Here is a 20,030-nt window from a genome sequence, read left to right as displayed (position 1 = left end):
GACAACCGGAGTTGCCGTTTTACAGTTTACCTCGAGAAGTGAATCGATTTTTACTGTAACGCTTTCGTCACTTTCTTTCAGGAATGCGATTACATTCACATTCCATCAGTTCATTAAACCATTTATTAACCGTTTAAGAACATTTCCCCCCAATCAAAAACGTTTCCTGCCATAATCTGTCTCGCCTCGTGACAGGAGTCACCGTGTTTTCCGTTAGTTTGACGAGAGTCCGGATACGCAAATCTATGAGCCTGGTCGCGGTCAAAACCCCACGAAAAACCCTACAATGTTTGGCAGTACATATTGGCTAAGGAGCAGTGACATGCGTGTTAATAGTATTACCCCGCAGGATCTCAAGGCTTATGGTATCAACGACGTCCAGGATATCGTTTACAACCCCGACTACGACACGTTATTTGAGGAAGAGCTCAATCCCAGCCTGGAAGGGTACGAGCGCGGCGTTCTGACGAATCTCGGTGCAATCGCCGTCGACACCGGTATTTTTACCGGCCGCTCGCCGAAAGATAAATACATCGTCCGTGATGACACCACTCGCGATACCGTGTGGTGGGCTGATAAAGGCAAAGGTAAGAACGACAATAAGCCGCTCTCTCCAGAAACCTGGCAGCAGCTCAAAGGACTCGTCACCCAACAGCTTTCCGGTAAGCGTCTGTTTATCATTGATGCTTACTGCGGCGCTAACGCGGACACCCGTCTGTGCGTGCGCTTTATCACCGAGGTGGCCTGGCAGGCGCACTTCGTCAAAAACATGTTCATCCGCCCGACCGACGAAGAGCTCGCGACCTTCAAGCCTGACTTCGTGGTGATGAACGGCGCGAAATGCACCAACCCGAACTGGCAGGAACAGGGTCTCAACTCCGAGAACTTTGTGGCTTTCAACCTGACCGAACGCATCCAGCTGATTGGCGGGACCTGGTACGGCGGCGAGATGAAAAAAGGCATGTTCTCGATCATGAACTACCTGCTGCCGCTGAAGGGCATTGCCTCCATGCACTGCTCGGCGAACGTCGGCGAGAAAGGCGACGTGGCGGTGTTCTTCGGCCTTTCCGGCACGGGGAAAACCACGCTGTCCACCGATCCAAAACGTCGCCTGATTGGCGATGACGAACACGGCTGGGACGACGACGGCGTCTTCAACTTTGAAGGCGGCTGCTACGCGAAGACCATTCGCCTGTCGGAAGAAGCGGAGCCAGACATCTATCACGCCATTCGTCGCGATGCGCTGCTGGAAAACGTGGGCGTGCTGGCCGACGGCACCATCGATTTTGACGATGCGTCCAAAACCGAAAACACCCGCGTTTCCTACCCGATTTACCACATCGACAACATCGTGAAGCCGGTATCGAAAGCAGGCCATGCAACGAAGGTCATCTTCCTGACTGCCGATGCGTTTGGCGTGCTGCCTCCTGTTTCACGCCTGACGGCAAACCAGACGCAGTATCACTTCCTCTCTGGCTTTACCGCCAAGCTGGCTGGCACCGAGCGCGGCGTCACCGAGCCAACCCCAACCTTCTCCGCCTGCTTCGGCGCAGCGTTCCTGTCGCTGCACCCAACGCAGTATGCCGAAGTATTGGTGAAGCGCATGCAGGATGCCGGTGCGCAGGCTTATCTGGTGAACACCGGCTGGAACGGCACCGGCAAACGTATCTCCATTAAAGATACGCGCGCTATTATCGACGCCATCCTCGACGGCACGCTGGACAACGCCGAAACCTTCACCCTGCCCATGTTCGACCTGCAAATCCCAACCGAACTGCCGGGCGTGGATACGCATATTCTGGATCCGCGTAACACCTACGGCTCGCCGGAACAGTGGCAGGAAAAAGCAGAAACGCTGGCGAAGCTGTTCGTTGAAAACTTCGAGAAGTACACCGATACGCCAGCAGGGGCGGCATTGGTGGCTGCAGGGCCTCAATAAGCAAAAAAGCCTTCCATTGCGCGGAAGGCTTTTTGTTTGTGCCCTCTCCATACCGGAGAGGGCCGGACAGCAATCAGCTCAGAAGTGAAAACGCAATCATCCCGACAATCGCGCCCACGGTCCCCAGAATGGTTTCCATCAGCGTCCAGGTTTTCAGGGTTTGCGCTTCGGTGGCGCCGGTAAATTTACCGAACAGCCAGAAGCCTGCGTCATTCACGTGGCTCACCACGATCGAACCACCGGCGATACAGATAGAGAGTGCCGCCATCTGTGCACCGCTGTAGTGCAGCTGTTCGATAACCGGCATCACCAGACCAACGGCAGTCAGACAGGCGACCGTTGCAGAGCCTTGAATAATGCGCACCGCCGCAGCCAGCACGAAGCAGGTAATCGCAATCGGCAGACCCATGCCGGTCAGCGCTTCGCCGAGAGCCGGGCCAACGCCGGAATCCACCAGCACCTGTTTAAACACGCCGCCCGCACCGATAACCAGCAGAATAATCCCCGCAGGCTGCAGAGCAGCGCCACAAATTTCCATGACACGGTCTTTCGGCATACCCTGACGCATCGCCAGGCCGTAAATTGCCACCAGACACGCCACCAGGATCGCGGTGAACGGGTGGCCGATAAACTCGAACCACTCATAGGCCGTTGACCCCTGAGCAACAAAGTGGGCAGCGATGGTTTTCAGGCCAACCAGCACCAGCGGCAGCAGGATCAGCGCCAGGCTGAAGCCGAAGCTCGGCATTTTGCCTTCGCCCAGGTGCGGCTCAGAGATATCGTCAGGAATGTGAAGTTCAACGTAGCGACTGATGAAGTTACCCCACAGCGGTCCGGCGATAATCATCCCCGGAATGGCTGCGCAGAGACCAATCAGGATCATCCAGCCGAAATCGGCGTGCATTTGTGAAGCCAGCAGCATCGGTGCAGGCCCTGGCAGCAGGAATGCCGCCGCGGCAGCGACGCCCGCAAACAGAGGAATCACCAGTTTAACCAGGTTGGTTCCGGTGTGGCGTGCCATCGAGAACGCGACGCTGATCAGCAGCACAATCGCCACTTCGAAGAACAACGGCAGCGCACAAATCAGCCCCGCAAGGCCAATGGCGTAATGCGCCCGGCTGTGGCCAAACGATTTCAGCATCTTCACGGCAATCTGATCGACGGCACCCGTCTCATGCAGAATTTTGCCGAACATCGCCCCTAAGGCGACAACAATGGCCAGGAAGCCGAGCGTGCCGCCCATTCCTTTTTGCATCGTGTCCGCGATTTTATCGAGCGGCATCCCGGAGAAAAGGCCTGCGCCAATCGACACCACCATCAAAGCCACGAAGGCGTGCATACGCGCCTTCATCACTAAAAACAGCAGGAGCAGAACGGAGCCGACCGCTGTTAACACTAACGTTAATGTCGTCACTCTTTACTGCCTTTGTTAATCAGTTCAATGGTGCTGGCGACAACGCCATCCAGCGGCTGGTCAATATCGACCACCAGAACATCCGCTTCGGTTGCGTCTGGCTCTTGCAGAGTTTCGAACTGAGTGACCAGCATCTGCGTTTTAAAGAAGTGCCCTTTACGCGCTTTGAGGCGGCTTTCGATCACGTCGAAATCACCCTTCATATAGATAAAGGAGAGGTTTGGATTGCCCTCGCGCAGAATGTCGCGATAGCTTTTCTTCAGGGCAGAACAGACGATCAGCGACACTTTGTTGGTGCGCTGCATCGCGAAAGCGGCATCGTTCAGGGCCTGCAACCACGGTTTACGATCGTCGTCGTTCAGCGGTTCACCGGAGGACATTTTGACGATATTACGACGCGGGTGGAGGAAGTCGCCGTCAAGAAACGCGGCATGCAGTCGATACGCCACTTCGCTGGCGACGGCGGATTTGCCGCTGCCAGAGACGCCCATCAGAACGTAGACATGGTGATCATGGTTAGTCGTGCTCAAAGCGTTGCTCCCACAAGTTCATTTTGTTACGGGTAACTGTTATCGGTAACATTGCCCTGCCTGACCAGTGGGGAAGCAATAACCATCCGGACGATAAACCGCGTTGTGTGATCTACTTCAAATTTGCAGGTTTAAATAGATCCACCCGGTGACAATGTGAAACCTAAATCTAACATCTTAGGCGTAACCATTTCACCCCGGATGCGGGCCAGCAGGCGCTCGGCGCCAATTCTGCCCATCCGCTCACGCGGGGTCAGGACGCTGGCGAGACGAGGCTCCATGACCTGGCCAATATCGTGACCGTGGAAACCGGCAATCGCTATGTCACCAGGAATGCTCAGCCCCAGGCGCTGGCATTCGAAGGCAGCCCCTACTGCAAGGTCATCGTTCGTACAGAAGATGCCGTCGAGCTGCGGGTACTCACGGCGCGCCTGGCGCATCAGCTCAATGCCAGAAGAGTAGGACGAGGATTGCTCCACCATCACGCTGTAAGGCGTTAAGCCCGCATCACGCATCGCCTGTTCGTAGCCCTGCTGTTTGATGATAGTACGTTCATCCAGACGCGCACCGAGATAGGCGATATGACGATGGCCGCGCGAAATAATGGTGGCGGTCATCTGGCGGGCGGCTTCAAAGTTGTCGAATCCGACGGCGATATCAATGCACGGCGACTGACTGTCCATCAGCTCCACCACCGGAATACCGGCAACTTCAATCATCTTACGGGTCCGCGCCGTGTGGGTGCGTTCTGACAGGATCAGGCCGTCGATATTCCACGAGAGCATCGATTCCAGACGCTCTTCTTCCATTTCCGGCTTATAGCCGTAGTGAGCGAGCATCGCCTGATAGCCGTAGGCATCGGTTACGCTTTCGATGCCTTTCAGCACTTCGGCAAACACCTGGTTGGTTAAGGACGGGAGAAGCACACCAATCGCACGGCTGGTGGAGTTGGAGAGAATATCGGGGGCGCGATTGGGGATGTAACCCAGTTCATCAAGGGCAATCGCAATCTTGCCACGCAGCGCGACGGAAACCTGTTCCGGGTTACGCAGAAAACGGCTGACCGTCATTTTGGTCACGCCGACGCGATCGGCCACATCCTGAAGTACGGGTCTTTTCTTTTTCATCGTCCAGAGGGTGATAAAGGGGGAGACATTTCGCCAGTTTATCATGGACGTGACGGAACCTTCCCGCGAATACGGGAAGGTTCGATGATTTATTTAATCAGGATCATACTGGCGGCAGATCGAACAGCAGAATTTCCGCTTCGCTGTCGGCGTGAACCGAAAGCGCCTGCTCGTCCCAGATAGCCAGGCCATCTGCGGCGGTAGCTTTGGTGCCATTGATAGAGACTTCACCTTTCACCACCTGGATCCACACGCGGCGGTCAGCGGCAATCTGGTGCACCGACTGCTCGTCTTTCGCCAGCGCCCAGCGGTACAGCTCCATATCCTGATACACCTTCAGCGAACCGTCGCGCGCATCCGGCGACAGCACCAGCTGTTTGCCCCGATCGGCGTCAAAGCGGCGCTGCTCGTAGCGTGGCGTGATCCCGGTTTCTTCAGGAATGATCCAGATTTGATACAGGTGCAGTTTTTCCGTTTTGCTCGGGTTGTACTCCGAGTGACGGATCCCCGTCCCGGCGCTCATGATCTGGAATTCACCGGCAGGCACCTGCTCTTTGTTGCCCATGCTGTCCTGGTGTTCAACGGCGCCTTCCAGCACGTAAGTCAGGATTTCCATGTCTTTGTGCGGATGGGTGCCGAAACCCTGCCCGGCATCAATCACGTCGTCGTTAATCACGCGAAGCGCAGAGAAGCCCATGAAGTTCGGGTCGTAATAATCAGCAAAAGAGAAAGTGTGCCAGGAGTCCAGCCAGCCGTGATTCGCATGGCCACGTTCGTTTGCTTTGCGTAAGTAGATCATGATGTCTGAGTCCTTTTTCGTTTCGATGGATACAGTGTGGACTCGAATGTGCAGGGATGATAGTGGGTGAAAATTGACTCCTCTGTTCAAAATTTATGAATAAGAGCAGAGGAGCCTTCAGCGGTTATTTGGCGAGGGTTATCGTGGCCGGACTGGCCTGTTCAAAGCCCCGTTCGAGGATCTCAAGATTGGTCAGAGCTTCAGATTCCTTGACGAAATTCGGCGCACCGTTTTTCAGCGTCTCGTACAGCGCATCGTACACGCGACCATAGTCGCCCACCTCCGGTTTAACCTCTTCACGCACCGACACACCTTCAGCATTCATGTACTCAAGCAGTCCAATGCTGTCGTCGGCGCCAAAGCCCGGTTCGCCCGGCATAATATTGGCTTTGAGGCTGGTTTCCTGCTGATCGATGCCGTATTTCACGAACGAGCCTTTGGTGCCGTGCAGGATAAATTTCGGGTAGTCGATTTTCACCAGATGGCTGGTTTTGACGATGGCCTTCAGGTCGCCATAGAACAGCTGTGCCTCAAAGGTATCGTCCGGGTTGGCTTTATTGCGCAGGCTGCGAATGTCGTACGCCACGTGGTCCGGGCGGCCAAACAGCGAGATTATCTGGTCCATCGTATGCACGCCAAGGCCGTAAAATGCGCCGTCCTGCGGCAGTCCGGGCTTCGTTTCGGCGACGGGGCGATACATGTCAAAGTGGCTTTCGATTTCAACCAGTTCGCCGAGCTTGCCGCTCTCAATCACTTTTTTCGCCGTCAGGAAACAGGAGTCAAAGCGGCGGTTTTGATACGGCGAGATCGTCAATCCTTTCGCTTTCGCCAGTGCGAACAGCTCTTTCGCTTCAGCGAGCGTCGGGGTAAACGGCTTCTCGACCAGTACGTTTTTGCCCGCTTCCAGCGCGCGTTTCGCGTAGTCGAAGTGGCTGTCGGCATGCGTACATACCACCACCAGCTTGACCTGCGGATCGTTCAGAACTTCGTCAAGGGAGCTTGTGAAGTGAATATGCTGATACTGCGGATGCTGCTCTTCCGGCTTCGCGCTGCGGCGATAGATGTGCGCCACGTGCCAGCTGTTTTTACGGTTGAGAACGTAAGGAAGGTGATAGCGGGTGGTGCTTTTTCCGAAACCAATAAATGCGCAGTGTAGGGTCATGATGTGTTCCTTCTGATACTGCTTAACGATAAAAATCGGTTTGCTGCCCGGGAAGGCTCTAGTTATAGAAACTTTGAGCGCCAATTGCAAAATCCCAGAATTTGCTCATCCCGACACTGTGTTACCATCCGGACAGAATATGTCCTGCTAAGGAAAGCGGAAAATCAGAATGCATTCACCCAATCTATTACTCAACTCCGCATTATTTTTTTGGCTAATGTCTCTTGGTTTATGGATAAGCAATATGGGTCGTTCGGCATTGCTGACGGCCCTGTTGTCCCTTTTAATGTTCGTGAGTTATTTCTTAAGGAAGGAGCTTAATACTATGTTTGGAAAAGACAAAAAAACAACAATGACAGAAAAGGTCACGCTACCGGAAGCCGCGCCAGTGCAGACCAAACCGCCTGAAAGCGTGGAAAGTACCCAGGGAAATACGGTCATTGCCAGCGATGTCTGTTTTGATGGAAACATTAGCGCGACGGGGATGATCTATATTCACGGCAAAGTCCTCGGCAATATCGAATCGAAAACCGGACTCATCAAGGTCATGCGCAACGGCTACGTTGAAGGAAATATTATCGCCAAAGAAGCCGTTATTGATGGCCGCGTGATTGGGCAATGTGATGCCGACTCCATTGATATTCACGAGAACGGGAAAATCACCGGCGCCATTCTCTATCACAACCTGTCCATCAAACGCGGTGGTCAATTTACCGGCCAGTCTGAAGTTCGGCCTGCCACCACCAGCTCAGCAAGCAATGTCATTGATATTATTACGGATAAAGAGAGTGAGTCCGTGAAGGCTGCCGAAGAAGATTTGCTGGAAGCCAGCCATTAAAAAAAAAGCCAGCACCCGGCTGGCTATAAAATAATACTGGAAGCAATGTGAGCAATGTCGTGCTTTCAGGTTCTCCGTAAGGGGTCTCCCTGAACGCATGACAATAATAATCATTATCATTCGCACTTGTCTAGCGCTTTTTCACAAAAAACAGCAGTTGACGAAAATTTGTGATTCAGAGAGGGTTAAAGGGATAGCTAACCCCAAAGGAGATGAGGAATGAGTGAGACAGTGATTCGCCACGTTGAAGCCGCCGATGCCGAAGCTTTGCAGCAGATGCATACTCATCATGATGTCTATCACTCCACGCTACAAATTCCTCATCCGTCCATGGACATGTGGCACGAACGCGTCATGCGCAAACCGAACAGGAGACAGCTGGTCGCCTGCATTGGCGATCGGGTGGTCGGCCATCTGGTGCTGGATGTGATGGAAAATCCGCGCCGCAGTCACGTAGCGACTTTTGGGATAAGCATCGCCTCTGAATTCCAGAATCGCGGCGTCGGCAGCGCGCTGATGCGCGAGATGGTGGACCTGTGCGACAACTGGCTGCGCGTCGAACGCATTGAATTAACGGTCTTTGTCGATAATCCTGGTGCGATGGGCTTATACCGGAAGTTCGGGTTCGAGGTGGAAGGTACCGGCAAAAATTATGCGCTGCGTAACGGCGAGTACGTGGATGCTTACTATATGGCACGGATGAAGTCAGTTTAAGAAATTGCCCGGTGGCGCTTCGCTTACCGGGCCTACAATTGCACGAACAGTAGGCCGGGTAAGGCAAAGCCGTCACCCGGCAAAAACTCAATACCCCGCCGTTAAATCATCTACCGAACGCGGATCCGATGCGCCATACAGCGCGCCGTCCGGGCCAACCATTATGCTCTGGGTACTGCCCATCGCCTCTTTCACCGCCACTTTCTGCCCTTTCTCCTCGAGCAGCTTCAGCGTATCCGGGCTAAAGCCCTTCTCCACCCACAGCTCGTCCGGCAGCCATTGATGATGGAAGCGCGGCGCGTTGGTGGCTTCGGCGACGTTCATACCGAAATCAATAGTATTCACCACCATTTGCAATACGGTGGTGATAATGCGGCTACCGCCCGGGCTGCCGGTGACCAGCCAGGTTTTGCCGTCCTTCACCACAATCGTCGGTGACATTGACGACAGCGGGCGCTTCTTCGGCCCGACGGCGTTGGCATCGCCGCCCACCAGCCCGTAGACGTTCGGCACACCGGGCTTCGCCGAGAAGTCGTCCATCTCGTTATTCATCAGAATGCCGGTGTTACCCGCCACAATGCCGGTGCCGAAGGTCGTATTGAGCGTGTACGTCACCGCCACCGCGTTACCGTCTTTATCCACCACCGAGAAATGCGTGGTCTGATTACTTTCATACGGGGCCAGCTTGCCCGGACGGATCTGGCTCGACGGTTTCGCCTTGTTGACGTCAATCTCCTGCGCGATGGACTTCGCATAGGCTTTGCTGGTCAGCGCCTGCCACGGTACCTTCACAAAATCCGGATCGCCGAGGTATTCCGAACGGTCAGCGTAGGCGTGCTTCTCCGCTTCGGCCATGATTTGCATTGCATCGGCGCTGCCGAAGCCGTACTTCTGCATATCGAAGTTTTCCAGAATATTGAGGATCTGCACGATATGGATCCCACCGGAGGACGGCGGCGGCATGGAGTAAACCTGGTAACCACGGTAATCACCGCTAATAGGCTCACGCTCCACGGCTTTGTAATTCGCCAGATCCTCTTTGGTCATCAGTCCGCCGTGCTTCTTCATCTCATCGGCAATCTGATCGGCAATCGTGCCTTTATAAAACGCATCCGGACCATTTTCAGCAATCAGCTCAAGGCTTTTTGCCAGATTGGCCTGCACCAGCCGGTCGCCTTTTTTCAGCGGCTCGCCATCCTTCCAGAAGATGGCTTTACTGTTTTCGTGATTCGGGATGACTTCGCTGCCGTAGGTTTTCAGATCGTCGGCCAGCGCATCGTTAACGGTAAAGCCCTCTTTCGCGAGTTTAATCGCCGGGCGCACAACCTTGTTAAGCGGCATCGTGCCGTACTCTTTCAGCGCCAGCGAGAAGCCCGCAACGGTGCCCGGCGTTCCGGAAGCAAGATGAGAGGTCAGCGATTTTTTGCTGTCCGGGTTGCCCTGATCGTCGAGGAACATATCGCGCGTGGCCTGCGCAGGCGCCATTTCACGGAAATCGATCGCCGTGGTTTTACCGTCTTTGGTACGCAGCATCATAAAGCCGCCGCCCCCAAGATTCCCGGCCTGCGGGTGCGTCACGGCCAGCGCGTAGCCCACGGCCACCGCCGCATCCACCGCGTTACCGCCCTCTTTCAGAATATCAACGCCGACCTTTGTCGCCATCGCATCCACCGACGCCACCATCCCCTTCTGAGCACGTACCGGATGGAAAACATCCTCTTCAACGCCGTAGGAAACGGCCGGTGCCGGGGTGGATTGCGTGGATGTCGGGGAGGATGATGCGGGAGGTGCCGAGACCGGCGGCGGAGTAGCCGCCGCGCTGAACGTGCTTCCTGCCAGCAGAGCTGCGATGGCTGCTCTGCGCCAAAAATGAGTTTCTGTCATTGTTCTTCTCCAGGTGAAGGGTTTTGCTCCCGCTTAAGCCTGGTTCAGAATTCCTAAAAAATCATTGCAATGGCGAAACAGAGGTAAACTTAAGAGAGCCCCGAAAGGGCAGGAGGAAAAGATGAAAACGATACTCTTTCTGGCGGCACTCGCGCCGTTTGCCGTTTTAGCACAGCCATTTAATACCACTAATAACCCGAATCAGCCCGGATATGTCATCCCCAGCCAGCAGCGGATGCAGACGCAGATGCAGTCTCAGCAAATCCAGCAAAAAGGAATGCTCAACCAGCAGTTGCAGAACCAGACTCAGCTTCAGCAGCAGCATCTGCAAACGCAGATGAACAACAATCAGCAGCGCGTGGTGAATGCGCAGCCGGGCCAGCAGGTCCTGCCGAACAACGGCGGCGGAATGCTGAGCGGTGGCAACAGCGACAAAACGCTCGGCAGTTCGCAGGAGCACATGCTGCCGCAGACGCAGAACGGCGACCTGTTAAGCACGCCGTCGAATCCACAGCCGCTGTCACGCTAGCCGTTACCTGAAATCGAAATCAGGCCCGATAACGTCAATCACATCCGTGCAAATGCAGTCCACGCCCCAGCGCAGCAGCTCAGCCGCCCGCTGGGGTCGGTTAACGGTATACACCAGAATATGCAGCCCCGCCGCCTTCAGCATTTTCACCCGCGCCTCATCCAGTAGCCTGTGATTCAGGTGAATCGAGACGCAGCCCAGCCGCGTGGTTAACGCCTGCCAGTCATCGCGCCATTCGTCGAGCAGCAGCCCCCGCGGCAGCGCTGGTACGGCAGCCTGCGCCGCTTCCAGCGCATCGATTTCAAATGATGACAGCAATGGCGGCGTCATACCTGCCCACAGCTCACGCGCCGCCAGCGCAACCACTTTGCCCGTCAGCACGCCGGTACCCGTAGTCGGCTTGATTTCAATATTCGCCATCATGCCGTACTCGCGACAGCGTTCCGCCACCTGCGACAGCAGCGGCAACGGTTCGCCTTTGAACTTGCTGCTGAACCAGCTTCCCGCATCAACGTGCAGCAGCTCTTGCCACGTCAGATCGCCCGCCACTCCCCAGCCATTGCTGGTCCGCTCCAGGTTATCGTCGTGCAACAGGAAAATCTCTCCGTCTTTCGACAGCTTGGCATCAAATTCAATCATCCTGTGGCCGTAACGCGCGCCCACGTCGATCGCTGCCAGGGTATTTTCCGGAGCCCGCTTACCGCCGCCCCGGTGGGCGGCAATGCGAGGATAAGGCCAGTTGCTCATACACGTTGTCCTGTTTCGCCATCAAACAAGTGCAGATGATTTTCCGCAAGATGCAGCCACAGCGTAGTACCTGCCTGCGGGCGCTGCTGATGCGGCAGGCGCACCACCATTTTTTGCTCACCAAAGCGCCCATGCGCGAGGTTATCTGCACCTAAAATTTCCAGCGTATCCATCACCAGCGGTACGCCACCTTCGGCCTGCGAGCTTAGCGCAATATGCTCCGGACGGATACCCAGCGTCATTTTGCGCCCGACATACCCGCGATACTGCCAGTTCAGGGGGAGCGCCATGCCGCTGTCCAGTTCGAAATGGGTGCCGGAAACGCTCACTCGTCCATCCAGCAGGTTCATCGCCGGGCTGCCGATAAAGCTCGCCACAAAGCGCGTCGCGGGCTTCTCATACACTTCAACCGGTGTACCGATTTGCTCGGCGATGCCTTTGTTCATCACCATCACGCGCTGCGCCAGCGTCATCGCTTCTACCTGATCGTGGGTCACGTACAGCGATGTGGTGTTCAGGCGGTGATGAAGCTGTTGCAGCTCAAGACGCATCTGCACGCGCAGCTTGGCATCAAGGTTGGAAAGCGGTTCATCGAACAGGAACACCGCCGGGTCGCGCACAATCGCGCGGCCCATCGCTACACGCTGGCGCTGGCCGCCGGAGAGCTCGCGCGGACGGCGTTTGAGTAGCGCGTCCAGCTCCAGAATGCGCGCCGCTTCTTTCACCCGTTCGGCGATATGCCCTTTACCCATGCCGCGAATTTTCAGGCCCCACGCCATGTTCTCTTCCACGGTCATGTGCGGATAAAGGGCGTAGTTCTGGAACACCATCGCAATGCCGCGCGCCTTCGGTTCAAGCTCGGTCACGCGCTGGCGGTCGATCCAGATATCGCCGCCGGAGACGCGCTCCAGCCCGGCAACCATACGCAGCAGCGTCGATTTTCCGCAGCCGGAAGGCCCGACCATCACGATAAACTCACCGTCAGAAACGTCCAGCGTCAGCGGCTGAATCACCTGGGTTTTACCGTTGTCCCAGCTCTTGGTTACTGCCTGTAATTTCAGTCCTGCCATCTTATTTCTCACTGTCGACCAGGCCGCGGACAAACGCGCGCTGCATGGCTAAAACGATAATAACGGGCGGGATCAGCGTCAGCAGCATCGCCGCCATCACCTGGTTCCACGCCGTGGTGCCTTCGCCGGTGGCGATCATGCCTTTGATGCCCGCCACCGCCGTGCCGAGATTGACGTCGGTGACGATAAGCAGCGGCCACAGGTACTGATTCCAGCCGTAGATAAAGGTGATCACGAACAGCGCCGCAAGGTTGGTTTTCGACAGCGGCAGCACGATGTCGCGGAAAAAGCGCATCGGCGAAGCGCCGTCAATGCGCGCAGCTTCCATCAGTTCATCCGGCAGCGTCATAAAGAACTGGCGGAACAGGAAGGTGGCGGTGGCCGACGCCATCAGCGGCAGCGTCAGTCCGGTGTAGCTGTCGAGAAGCTTGAGGCTGGCGATCACCTCCACCGTCGGGAAAATACGCACCTCAACCGGCAGCATCAGGGTGATAAAAATCATCCAGAAGAACAGGTTACGCAGCGGGAAGCGGAACCAGACGATGGCGAATGCCGACAGCATCGACACCGCGATTTTGCCCACCGTGATGGTGAGCGCCATGATGAAGCTGTTGAGCAGCATCAGCCAGAACGGCGCGCTGTTGGCCCCCACGCCCTGCAGCCAGATGGTTTTCATGTTCTCCAGCAGGTGCGAACCGGGCAGCAGCGTCATCGGCGTGGCGAAAACGGCTTTGTCATCCAGCGTTGCCGCCACAAACGCGACGTACAGCGGAAAGAGGATCACCGCGATCCCCAGAATCAACATAATGTGGCTGAACCAGGTCAGCCCGCGACGATGTTCAATCATTGGTAGCGCACCTTACTTTCCACATAGCGGAACTGAACCACCGTCAGCACAATCACCAGCCCCATCAGCACCACCGACTGCGCGGCAGAGGCCGACAGGTCGAGTCCGGCAAAGCCTTCGCGATAAATTTTGTAGATAAGCGTGGTGGTGGCCTGCACCGGGCCGCCCGCGGTGGCCGCGTCGATCACCGGGAAGGTATCGAAGAAGGCGTACACCAGATTGACCACCAGCAGGAAGAAGCTCACCGGGGCAATCAGCGGCAGGGCAATAGAGAAGAAGCGCCGAACCGGGCCCGCACCGTCAATGGCGGCGGCCTCCACCAGAGAACGGGGAATGGACTGCAGCGCAGCGAAGAAGAACAGGAAGTTGTAGCTGATCTGCTTCCATACCGAGGCGAATACCACCAGGAACATCGCCTGGCCGCTGTTCTGCGCGTGGTTCCAGCTGTAGCCCATCAGCTCCAGCCAGTGGGTAATCAGGCCGCGCCCCGGGTTAAAGAGGAAAATCCACAGTACGGCGGCGATGGCAGGCGCCACGGCATAAGGCAGCAGCATCAGCGTCTGGTAAATACGGCTGCCGCGTATCACGTAATCCACAAGCGCCGCGAAGAACAGCGACACCAGCAGGCCGCTCACCGTCACCAGGCCGCTGAACCTGATGGTGGTCCAGAAAGCATCGAGGTAATAGCCGTCGTGGAACAGGGCGATAAAGTTGTCCATGCCGACAAACTGGCTGGAAAGCCCAAACGGATCGACGCTTTGCAGCGAGTACCACAGCGCTTCGCCCGCAGGCCAGATAAAGAAGATAACGGTGATGACCAGCTGTGGCGCGACCAGCAAATACGGCAGCCAGCGCGAACGGAACACCGGACGGGATGAGGACATAGGTTTGCTCAAAATAGATGTGCCATGTTCCCCTCTCCCCGGCCCTCTCCCAAAGGGAGAGGGAGAAAGACGGCTCCGAACGAGTCTTCTCCCCCATAGGGAAAAAGAAAGCACCGAACAGATTCCCTCTCCCTCCGGGAGAGGGTTAGGGAGAGGGTGAAACTCAATTAAGACTTCGTCGACTGCTCAAAACGACGCAGCAGCTGGTTACCGCGTTCTACCGCAGAATCCAGCGCCTGCTGTGGCGTTTTCTTGCCGGTCCAGACGCTTTCCAGCTCTTCATCCACGATGGTGCGAATCTGCGGCATATTGCCCAGACGCAGGCCTTTGGTGAACGGCAACGGCGGCTTGTTTAGCATCTGACGAGTGGCGATATCCGCGCCCGGATTCTTGTAATAGAAGCCCTGCTGGCGGGTCAGGTCATACGCCGCTTTGGTGATTGGCAGATAGCCGGTTTTCTGGTGCCATTCGGCCGCAATTTCCGGCCTGGTCAGGAAATCGAGGAACTCCGCCACGCCCTTATAGGTCTCTTTGTCCTTGCCCTGCATCACCCACAGGCTCGCTCCGCCGATAATGGCGTTCTGCGGTGCGCCTTTGGCATCAGCGTCGTAAGGCATCATGCCCACGCCATAGTTGAATTTGGCGTATTGACGAATATCTGCCAGCGAGCCGGAAGAAGCGGTCGTTATGGCGCAGTCGCCGTTATAGAACTTCTCGGTGGATTCATCTTTACGCCCGAAGTAGCTGAAATCGCCCTTCTTGTTCAGTGCTTCCAGCATGGCGATATGCTTTACCTGTTCCGGCTTGTTGAATTCCAGCACCGCATTGGTGCCATCGAAGCCGTTGTTTTGGGTGGCGATCGGCAGGCCATTCCAGGCGCTGAAGTTTTCCAGCTGGATCCAACCCTGCCAGCCGCTGGCGTAGCCGCACTTCATTCCGGCTGCTTTCAGCTTCGCGGTGTACGCCGCCAGATCCTGCCAGGTTTTCGGCGGCTGCTCTGGATCTAAACCGGCCTTTTTGAAGGCGTCTTTGTTGTAGTAGAGCACCGGCGTGGAGCTGTTAAATGGCTGGCTCAGCAGGTGTCCGGTCTTAGAATCGGTGTAGTAACCGGAGACGGTCGGCACGAACTGCGACTCGTCAAACTTGATGCCCGCATCGGTAAAGACTTCGTAGACGGGCTTGATGGCTTTCGACGCCATCATGGTCGCCGTGCCAACTTCGTAAACCTGTAAAATAGCGGGGGCGTTGCCGGTGCGGAACGCAGCGATACCCGCCGCCAGGCTCTGCTCATAGTTGCCTTTGTAGACCGGCACAATTTTGTAATCAGGGTGCGCGTCGTTGAAACGCTGCGCCAGAGAATCAACTTCTTTCCCCAGTTCTCCCTCCATGGAATGCCAGAACGGAACGGTGGTGACAGCCATCGCCTGAGAGGCAAACGCCAGTCCCAGCGTGACGGCTAAAGCGGTGTGTCGTAACGATGTCATTCGGTTATCTCTCTTGTTGTGCCGGATGCGCGAAATCACGCGTTTTATGCTCGCGAGGTAACATGACATGCGCGAATGACAGAAAAATAACTGTTTGTTTACAGCTAAATGACAGCAAGGCGTCAGGGGGATGATGGTTGTGTGAAGGGGGTTGATGTACAAAAAGCCAGGTGGCGGGCTTCGCCTTACCCGGCCTGCTCGATCTGTTCCCTCGCCCCTTTGGGGATAGGGGAAAGAAAGACGGAGTGGCCTGATGCCCTCACCCCACCCCTCTCCCACAGGGAGAGGGTGCAAACATTAAAAACGGCAACCGAGGTTGCCGTTTTGCTTTTATTACCCGCCTAAATAGGCACTCCGTACCGCTTCGTTCGCCAGCAGCGCATCGCCGGTATCGGATAGCACCACGTGGCCGTTCTCCAGCACGTAGCCGCGATCGGCAAGCTTCAGCGCCTGGTTGGCGTTCTGCTCAACGAGGAAGATAGTCATCCCTTCTTTACGCAGCTGTTCGATGGTGTCAAAAATCTGCTGAATGATGATTGGCGCGAGGCCCAGCGACGGCTCGTCCAGCAGCAGCAGACGCGGCTGGCTCATCAGCGCACGACCAATCGCCAGCATCTGCTGCTCGCCGCCGGACATCGTACCCGCACGCTGAATACGGCGCTCCCACAGGCGTGGGAACAGTTCGTAGACCCACTTGATACGGTCCTGATACTGGCTGCGGTCGGCGAAGAAGCCCCCCATCGCCAGGTTCTCTTCCACGGTCATGCGCGAAAACACACGACGCCCTTCCGGCACGATCGCCACGGCTTCACGCATGATTTTTGCGGTCTGCCAGTCGGTAATATCTTTGCCATCAAAGGTCACGCGACCGCTGGTGGCGCGCGGATCGCCGCAAAGGGTGCCGAGCAGCGTCGTTTTGCCTGCGCCGTTGGCACCAATCAGGGTAACGATCTCGCCCTGATTGATATGCAGGCTGACTTCATGCAGCGCCTGAATTTTGCCGTAGTGGGCGCTGACTTTGTCAAAAGACAACATCACTTTTTCCATTTTAAGCCTCGCCCAGATAAGCACGTATTACGTCAGGGTTATTGCGGATCTCTTCCGGCGTGCCGTTCGCCAGCGGCGTGCCCTGATTCACCACGTAAATGCGATCGGAAATGCCCATCACCAGCTTCATGTCGTGTTCAATCAGCAGAATGGTGGTGTTGTGATGGCTGCGCAGCTCGGCAATCAGCTCATCCAGCTCTTTGGTTTCCTTCGGGTTCAGCCCCGCCGCCGGTTCATCCAGCATCAGAATTTCTGGCTGCGTCACCATGCAGCGCGCAATTTCCAGACGACGCTGGTCGCCGTAGGCCAGGTTGCTCGCCTGACGGTTGGCGTGCGTGAGCAGACCAATACGCTCAAGCCAGGTGGCGGCCCTGTCCAGTGCTTCGCTCTGCGCACGACGAAACGCCGGGGTTTTCAGCAGACCGGAGAACACGCCGGTTTTCAGCTGCTGATGCTGCGCCACCAGCAGGTTCTCAATTACCGTCATTTCGCGGAACAGGCGCACGTGCTGGAAGGTACGCACCACGCCCATTTGCGCAATCTGCTGGCCCGGCAGGCCTTCCAGATGCTTATCGCGCAGCATGATGCTGCCGCCCGTCGGCTTATAAAAACCGGTGAGGCAGTTAAACACCGTCGTTTTGCCCGCGCCGTTCGGGCCAATCAGTGAGACGATTTCCTGCGGGTGCAGGTCGAGGTTGACGTTATTGACCGCCAGCAGGCCGCCAAAACGCATCATCAAACCGTTAACGGATAATAATGGCTGACTCATGCCTGCTCTCCTTTGGTCTGCCCGTTTTTCAGTTTCAGCTGTGGACGGGTCATCGGCAGCAAGCCTTGTGGACGCCAGATCATCATCAGAACCATCAAACCACCCAGCATTAACATGCTGTATTCGTTGAAATCACGCATCAGCTCGCGCGACACCACCAGCAAAACGGCTGCCAGAATCACCGCGAACTGCGAGCCCATCCCGCCAAGCACCACAATCGCCAGCACAAACGCCGATTCGGCAAAAGTGAACGACTCGGGGCTGACGAAGCCCTGGCGGGCGGCGAACAGCGTTCCCGCAAATCCGGCAAACGCGGCGCTGATGGTGAACGCCGTCAGCTTGATGCGCGTCGGACTTAAACCCAGCGAGCGGCAGGCAATTTCATCTTCACGCAGTGCTTCCCAGGCGCGGCCCAACGGCATGCGCAGCAGGCGATTGATCACGAACAGCGTCAGCACCACCAGCAGCAGCGCCACCAGGTAGAGGAAAATCACGCGGTCGTTCGGGTCATACTTTACGTGGAAGAAATTGCTGAAGGTATCCCAACCGCCTTCACGCGCGGTACGGCTGAACTCGAGGCCAAACAGCGTCGGTTTCGGAATCTGGCTGATGCCGTTCGGGCCACCGGTCACTTCGGTGTTGTTCAGCAGCAAAATACGCACGATTTCACCGAAACCGAGGGTCACGATCGCCAGATAGTCACCGCGCAGACGCAGCACCGGGAAGCCAAGCAGGAAACCTGCCGCAGCCGATACCAGGCCCGCCAGCGGCAGACAGGTCCAGAAGCCCAGCCCGTAATAGTGATTCAGCAGCGCAAAGGTGTACGCACCGATGGCGTAGAAACCACCGTAGCCGAGCACCAGCAGGCCAGACAGACCGACAACGACGTTCAGGCCGAGGCCAAGAATGATGTAGATCATCGTCAGGGTGGCGATGTCTACCGTCCCGCGGGATACCATAAACGGCCAGGCTACGGCAATCACCAGCAGCGCAATCAGGAACAGCTTCTGCTTAACGGTGGAACCGTCAATCGCCGGCAGGACAAACTTCGGCCCGGAAACGCTTTTCAGGCTCTTCTGGAAAATCGGGCGCAGCAGCTGGAAGAAGAAGACCACGGCGGTGCCAATAAAAATCCACTGCCAGCGGATATCGGCGGCGGTATCGACCACCAACTTTGTGCCGCTCAGCTCCAGCTGAACGCCCATAAAGACGCCCGCCAGCACGAAGAACATGGCGGCCGAGAGCAGCGCCATCGCAAAATGCATCGGTTTCATACTTTCTCTACCTCCGGACGACCCAGGATCCCGGTCGGCATCACCAGCAGCACCACGATCAGCAGCGCGAACGACACCACGTCTTTGTATTCGGTACTCAGGTAAGCGGAGGACAGCGCTTCGGCGACGCCCAGAATCAGGCCGCCAATCATCGCACCAGGAATGCTGCCGATACCGCCAAGAACCGCGGCGGTGAAGGCTTTCATCCCGGCCATAAAGCCGATGTACGGATTAATCACGCCATAGAACTGACCGAGCAGCACGCCCGCGACCGCCGCCATTGCCGCACCGATAACAAACGTCAGGGCGATAACGCGGTCGGTGTTGATGCCGAGCAGGCTCGCCATTTTCAGATCTTCAGCACAGGCGCGGCACGCGCGGCCCATGCGGGAGTAGCGGATAAACAGCGTCAGCGCCAGCATCGCCACGAAGGTGACAATCCAGATAACCAGCTGCATGGTGGTAATAGAAGCCGAGAAGTTATCGCTCGCGCCCACAATCCACTGGCCGTTGAAGAGGCTCGGCAGTGCGATGTCGCGCGAACCTTCCGTCAGGCTGACGTAGTTTTGCAGGAAGATGGACATCCCGATGGCGGAGATCAGAGCAATCAGGCGCTTGGAGCTGCGCACCGGGCGATAGGCTACCCGTTCGATGCTCCAGCCGTAGGCGCTGGCGATGACAATCGCGCCCACGAACCCGGCGCCGACCAGCAGCCAGCTGGTGTCGATGCCCATCATCATTAAGGCGGCGATGATCATGAACGACACGTAGCTGCCAATCATATACACCTCGCCATGGGCGAAGTTGATCATCCCGATAATGCCGTAAACCATGGTGTAGCCAATGGCAATCAGCGCGTAGGTGCTGCCCAGCGTGACGCCGTTGAACATCTGCTGGAGAAAATAAAGAAACTGCTCTGACATAAGGTAACCTTTTCATATCCACCCGGCAGGTAATCGGGCGGAGGGATTA

At 56.5% G+C, this 20,030-nt stretch carries 19 protein-coding genes; 4 read left to right on the top strand and 15 right to left on the bottom strand.

Going from position 1 to position 20,030, the window contains the following annotated elements:
• The first annotated feature begins 322 nt into the window (after window positions 1-322).
• Complete coding sequence (gene pckA / locus AB1287_RS16355) at window positions 323-1,939, top strand: phosphoenolpyruvate carboxykinase (ATP) (protein WP_435618445.1); 1,617 nt, start codon at window positions 323-325, stop codon at window positions 1,937-1,939.
• A 73-nt stretch (window positions 1,940-2,012) separates the two neighbouring features.
• On the opposite strand, the gene gntU is transcribed toward pckA, so the two are convergent.
• The 5 genes from gntU to AB1287_RS16330 form a co-directional block, all read right to left on the bottom strand.
• On the bottom strand, window positions 2,013-3,353 hold the full coding sequence (gene gntU / locus AB1287_RS16350; RefSeq protein ID WP_312628417.1) for a gluconate transporter: 1,341 nt from the start codon (window positions 3,351-3,353) through the stop codon (window positions 2,013-2,015).
• Window positions 3,350-3,883 (bottom strand): gluconokinase, encoded by a 534-nt coding sequence (gene gntK / locus AB1287_RS16345; RefSeq protein ID WP_312628416.1) that lies wholly within the window; start codon window positions 3,881-3,883, stop codon window positions 3,350-3,352. Before gntK ends, gntU begins: the two co-directional genes overlap by 4 nt.
• A gap of 131 nt (window positions 3,884-4,014) precedes the next feature.
• Complete coding sequence (gntR, locus tag AB1287_RS16340; RefSeq protein WP_312628509.1) at window positions 4,015-5,010, bottom strand: gluconate operon transcriptional repressor GntR; 996 nt, start codon at window positions 5,008-5,010, stop codon at window positions 4,015-4,017.
• 103 nt (window positions 5,011-5,113) lie between these two features.
• Entirely contained in the window at window positions 5,114-5,809 is a 696-nt protein-coding gene (locus AB1287_RS16335; protein WP_435618444.1) for a pirin family protein, read from the bottom strand.
• A gap of 124 nt (window positions 5,810-5,933) precedes the next feature.
• Window positions 5,934-6,971 carry an oxidoreductase gene (locus AB1287_RS16330; RefSeq protein WP_435618443.1) on the bottom strand — a complete coding sequence of 346 codons (1,038 nt, stop codon included), beginning with the start codon at window positions 6,969-6,971 and terminating at the stop codon, window positions 5,934-5,936.
• 325 nt (window positions 6,972-7,296) lie between these two features.
• Between AB1287_RS16330 and AB1287_RS16325 the strand changes: the two genes are divergently transcribed.
• Both AB1287_RS16325 and yhhY read left to right on the top strand, forming a co-directional pair.
• Window positions 7,297-7,809, top strand: a complete 513-nt coding sequence (locus AB1287_RS16325) for a polymer-forming cytoskeletal protein (protein ID WP_435618442.1) — start codon at window positions 7,297-7,299, stop codon at window positions 7,807-7,809.
• Window positions 7,810-8,028: 219 nt separating this feature from the next.
• Window positions 8,029-8,523, top strand: coding sequence for an N-acetyltransferase (yhhY, locus tag AB1287_RS16320; RefSeq protein WP_435618441.1), 495 nt, complete (start codon window positions 8,029-8,031; stop codon window positions 8,521-8,523).
• Window positions 8,524-8,610: 87 nt separating this feature from the next.
• On the opposite strand, the gene ggt is transcribed toward yhhY, so the two are convergent.
• On the bottom strand, window positions 8,611-10,407 hold the full coding sequence (gene ggt / locus AB1287_RS16315) for a gamma-glutamyltransferase (protein WP_435618440.1): 1,797 nt from the start codon (window positions 10,405-10,407) through the stop codon (window positions 8,611-8,613).
• A gap of 121 nt (window positions 10,408-10,528) precedes the next feature.
• On the opposite strand from ggt, the gene AB1287_RS16310 reads away from it, so the two are divergent.
• Window positions 10,529-10,936: a DUF2756 family protein gene (locus tag AB1287_RS16310; RefSeq protein ID WP_312628403.1), complete on the top strand. Its 408-nt coding sequence runs from the start codon at window positions 10,529-10,531 to the stop codon at window positions 10,934-10,936.
• 3 nt (window positions 10,937-10,939) lie between these two features.
• Here the strand turns inward: AB1287_RS16310 and ugpQ are convergent, their stop codons facing one another.
• The 9 genes from ugpQ to livH all read right to left on the bottom strand — a co-directional run bounded on the left by ugpQ (window position 10,940) and on the right by livH (window position 19,981).
• A complete protein-coding gene (gene ugpQ, locus AB1287_RS16305; RefSeq protein ID WP_435618439.1) occupies window positions 10,940-11,683 on the bottom strand; it encodes a glycerophosphodiester phosphodiesterase in 744 nt (247 codons plus the stop codon).
• Window positions 11,680-12,753 (bottom strand): sn-glycerol-3-phosphate import ATP-binding protein UgpC, encoded by a 1,074-nt coding sequence (locus AB1287_RS16300; protein WP_435618438.1) that lies wholly within the window; start codon window positions 12,751-12,753, stop codon window positions 11,680-11,682. Before AB1287_RS16300 ends, ugpQ begins: the two co-directional genes overlap by 4 nt.
• A 1-nt stretch (window position 12,754) precedes the next feature.
• Window positions 12,755-13,600: a sn-glycerol-3-phosphate ABC transporter permease UgpE gene (ugpE, locus tag AB1287_RS16295; RefSeq protein ID WP_312628399.1), complete on the bottom strand. Its 846-nt coding sequence runs from the start codon at window positions 13,598-13,600 to the stop codon at window positions 12,755-12,757.
• A complete protein-coding gene (ugpA, locus tag AB1287_RS16290; protein WP_435618437.1) occupies window positions 13,597-14,484 on the bottom strand; it encodes a sn-glycerol-3-phosphate ABC transporter permease UgpA in 888 nt (295 codons plus the stop codon). The genes ugpE and ugpA overlap by 4 nt, the downstream gene beginning before the upstream one ends.
• Before the next feature lie 167 nt (window positions 14,485-14,651).
• Window positions 14,652-15,968, bottom strand: a complete 1,317-nt coding sequence (ugpB, locus tag AB1287_RS16285; protein ID WP_435618436.1) for a sn-glycerol-3-phosphate ABC transporter substrate-binding protein UgpB — start codon at window positions 15,966-15,968, stop codon at window positions 14,652-14,654.
• Window positions 15,969-16,301: 333 nt separating this feature from the next.
• Window positions 16,302-17,015: a high-affinity branched-chain amino acid ABC transporter ATP-binding protein LivF gene (gene livF / locus AB1287_RS16280; protein WP_435618435.1), complete on the bottom strand. Its 714-nt coding sequence runs from the start codon at window positions 17,013-17,015 to the stop codon at window positions 16,302-16,304.
• Between the two features lies 1 nt (window position 17,016).
• The gene (gene livG / locus AB1287_RS16275; RefSeq protein ID WP_312628395.1) at window positions 17,017-17,784 is read right to left on the bottom strand and encodes a high-affinity branched-chain amino acid ABC transporter ATP-binding protein LivG; all 768 of its coding nucleotides are present in this window, start codon (window positions 17,782-17,784) and stop codon (window positions 17,017-17,019) included.
• A complete protein-coding gene (livM, locus tag AB1287_RS16270; protein WP_312628394.1) occupies window positions 17,781-19,058 on the bottom strand; it encodes a branched chain amino acid ABC transporter permease LivM in 1,278 nt (425 codons plus the stop codon). The genes livG and livM overlap by 4 nt, the downstream gene beginning before the upstream one ends.
• Window positions 19,055-19,981 (bottom strand): high-affinity branched-chain amino acid ABC transporter permease LivH, encoded by a 927-nt coding sequence (gene livH / locus AB1287_RS16265; RefSeq protein WP_312629650.1) that lies wholly within the window; start codon window positions 19,979-19,981, stop codon window positions 19,055-19,057. The genes livM and livH overlap by 4 nt, the downstream gene beginning before the upstream one ends.
• Window positions 19,982-20,030: the final 49 nt, after the last annotated feature.

It is taken from the genome of Scandinavium sp. UTDF21-P1B (assembly GCF_040750395.1).
Taxonomy (GTDB): domain Bacteria; phylum Pseudomonadota; class Gammaproteobacteria; order Enterobacterales; family Enterobacteriaceae; genus Scandinavium.
This window is presented reverse-complemented; position numbering and strand designations above follow the sequence as displayed.

Coding starts and splice junctions, on each gene's coding strand:
- AB1287_RS16325 (WP_435618442.1), top strand. CDS start 7,297: ATGTTTGGAAAAGACAAAAAAACAACAATGACAGAAAAGGTCACGCTA.
- livM (WP_312628394.1), bottom strand. CDS start 19,058: ATGAAACCGATGCATTTTGCGATGGCGCTGCTCTCGGCCGCCATGTTC.
- ugpB (WP_435618436.1), bottom strand. CDS start 15,968: ATGACATCGTTACGACACACCGCTTTAGCCGTCACGCTGGGACTGGCG.
- AB1287_RS16300 (WP_435618438.1), bottom strand. CDS start 12,753: ATGGCAGGACTGAAATTACAGGCAGTAACCAAGAGCTGGGACAACGGT.
- ugpA (WP_435618437.1), bottom strand. CDS start 14,484: ATGTCCTCATCCCGTCCGGTGTTCCGTTCGCGCTGGCTGCCGTATTTG.
- ugpE (WP_312628399.1), bottom strand. CDS start 13,600: ATGATTGAACATCGTCGCGGGCTGACCTGGTTCAGCCACATTATGTTG.
- AB1287_RS16310 (WP_312628403.1), top strand. CDS start 10,529: ATGAAAACGATACTCTTTCTGGCGGCACTCGCGCCGTTTGCCGTTTTA.
- livH (WP_312629650.1), bottom strand. CDS start 19,981: ATGTCAGAGCAGTTTCTTTATTTTCTCCAGCAGATGTTCAACGGCGTC.
- livF (WP_435618435.1), bottom strand. CDS start 17,015: ATGGAAAAAGTGATGTTGTCTTTTGACAAAGTCAGCGCCCACTACGGC.
- yhhY (WP_435618441.1), top strand. CDS start 8,029: ATGAGTGAGACAGTGATTCGCCACGTTGAAGCCGCCGATGCCGAAGCT.
- AB1287_RS16330 (WP_435618443.1), bottom strand. CDS start 6,971: ATGACCCTACACTGCGCATTTATTGGTTTCGGAAAAAGCACCACCCGC.
- ugpQ (WP_435618439.1), bottom strand. CDS start 11,683: ATGAGCAACTGGCCTTATCCTCGCATTGCCGCCCACCGGGGCGGCGGT.
- gntR (WP_312628509.1), bottom strand. CDS start 5,010: ATGAAAAAGAAAAGACCCGTACTTCAGGATGTGGCCGATCGCGTCGGC.
- pckA (WP_435618445.1), top strand. CDS start 323: ATGCGTGTTAATAGTATTACCCCGCAGGATCTCAAGGCTTATGGTATC.
- AB1287_RS16335 (WP_435618444.1), bottom strand. CDS start 5,809: ATGATCTACTTACGCAAAGCAAACGAACGTGGCCATGCGAATCACGGC.
- ggt (WP_435618440.1), bottom strand. CDS start 10,407: ATGACAGAAACTCATTTTTGGCGCAGAGCAGCCATCGCAGCTCTGCTG.
- livG (WP_312628395.1), bottom strand. CDS start 17,784: ATGAGTCAGCCATTATTATCCGTTAACGGTTTGATGATGCGTTTTGGC.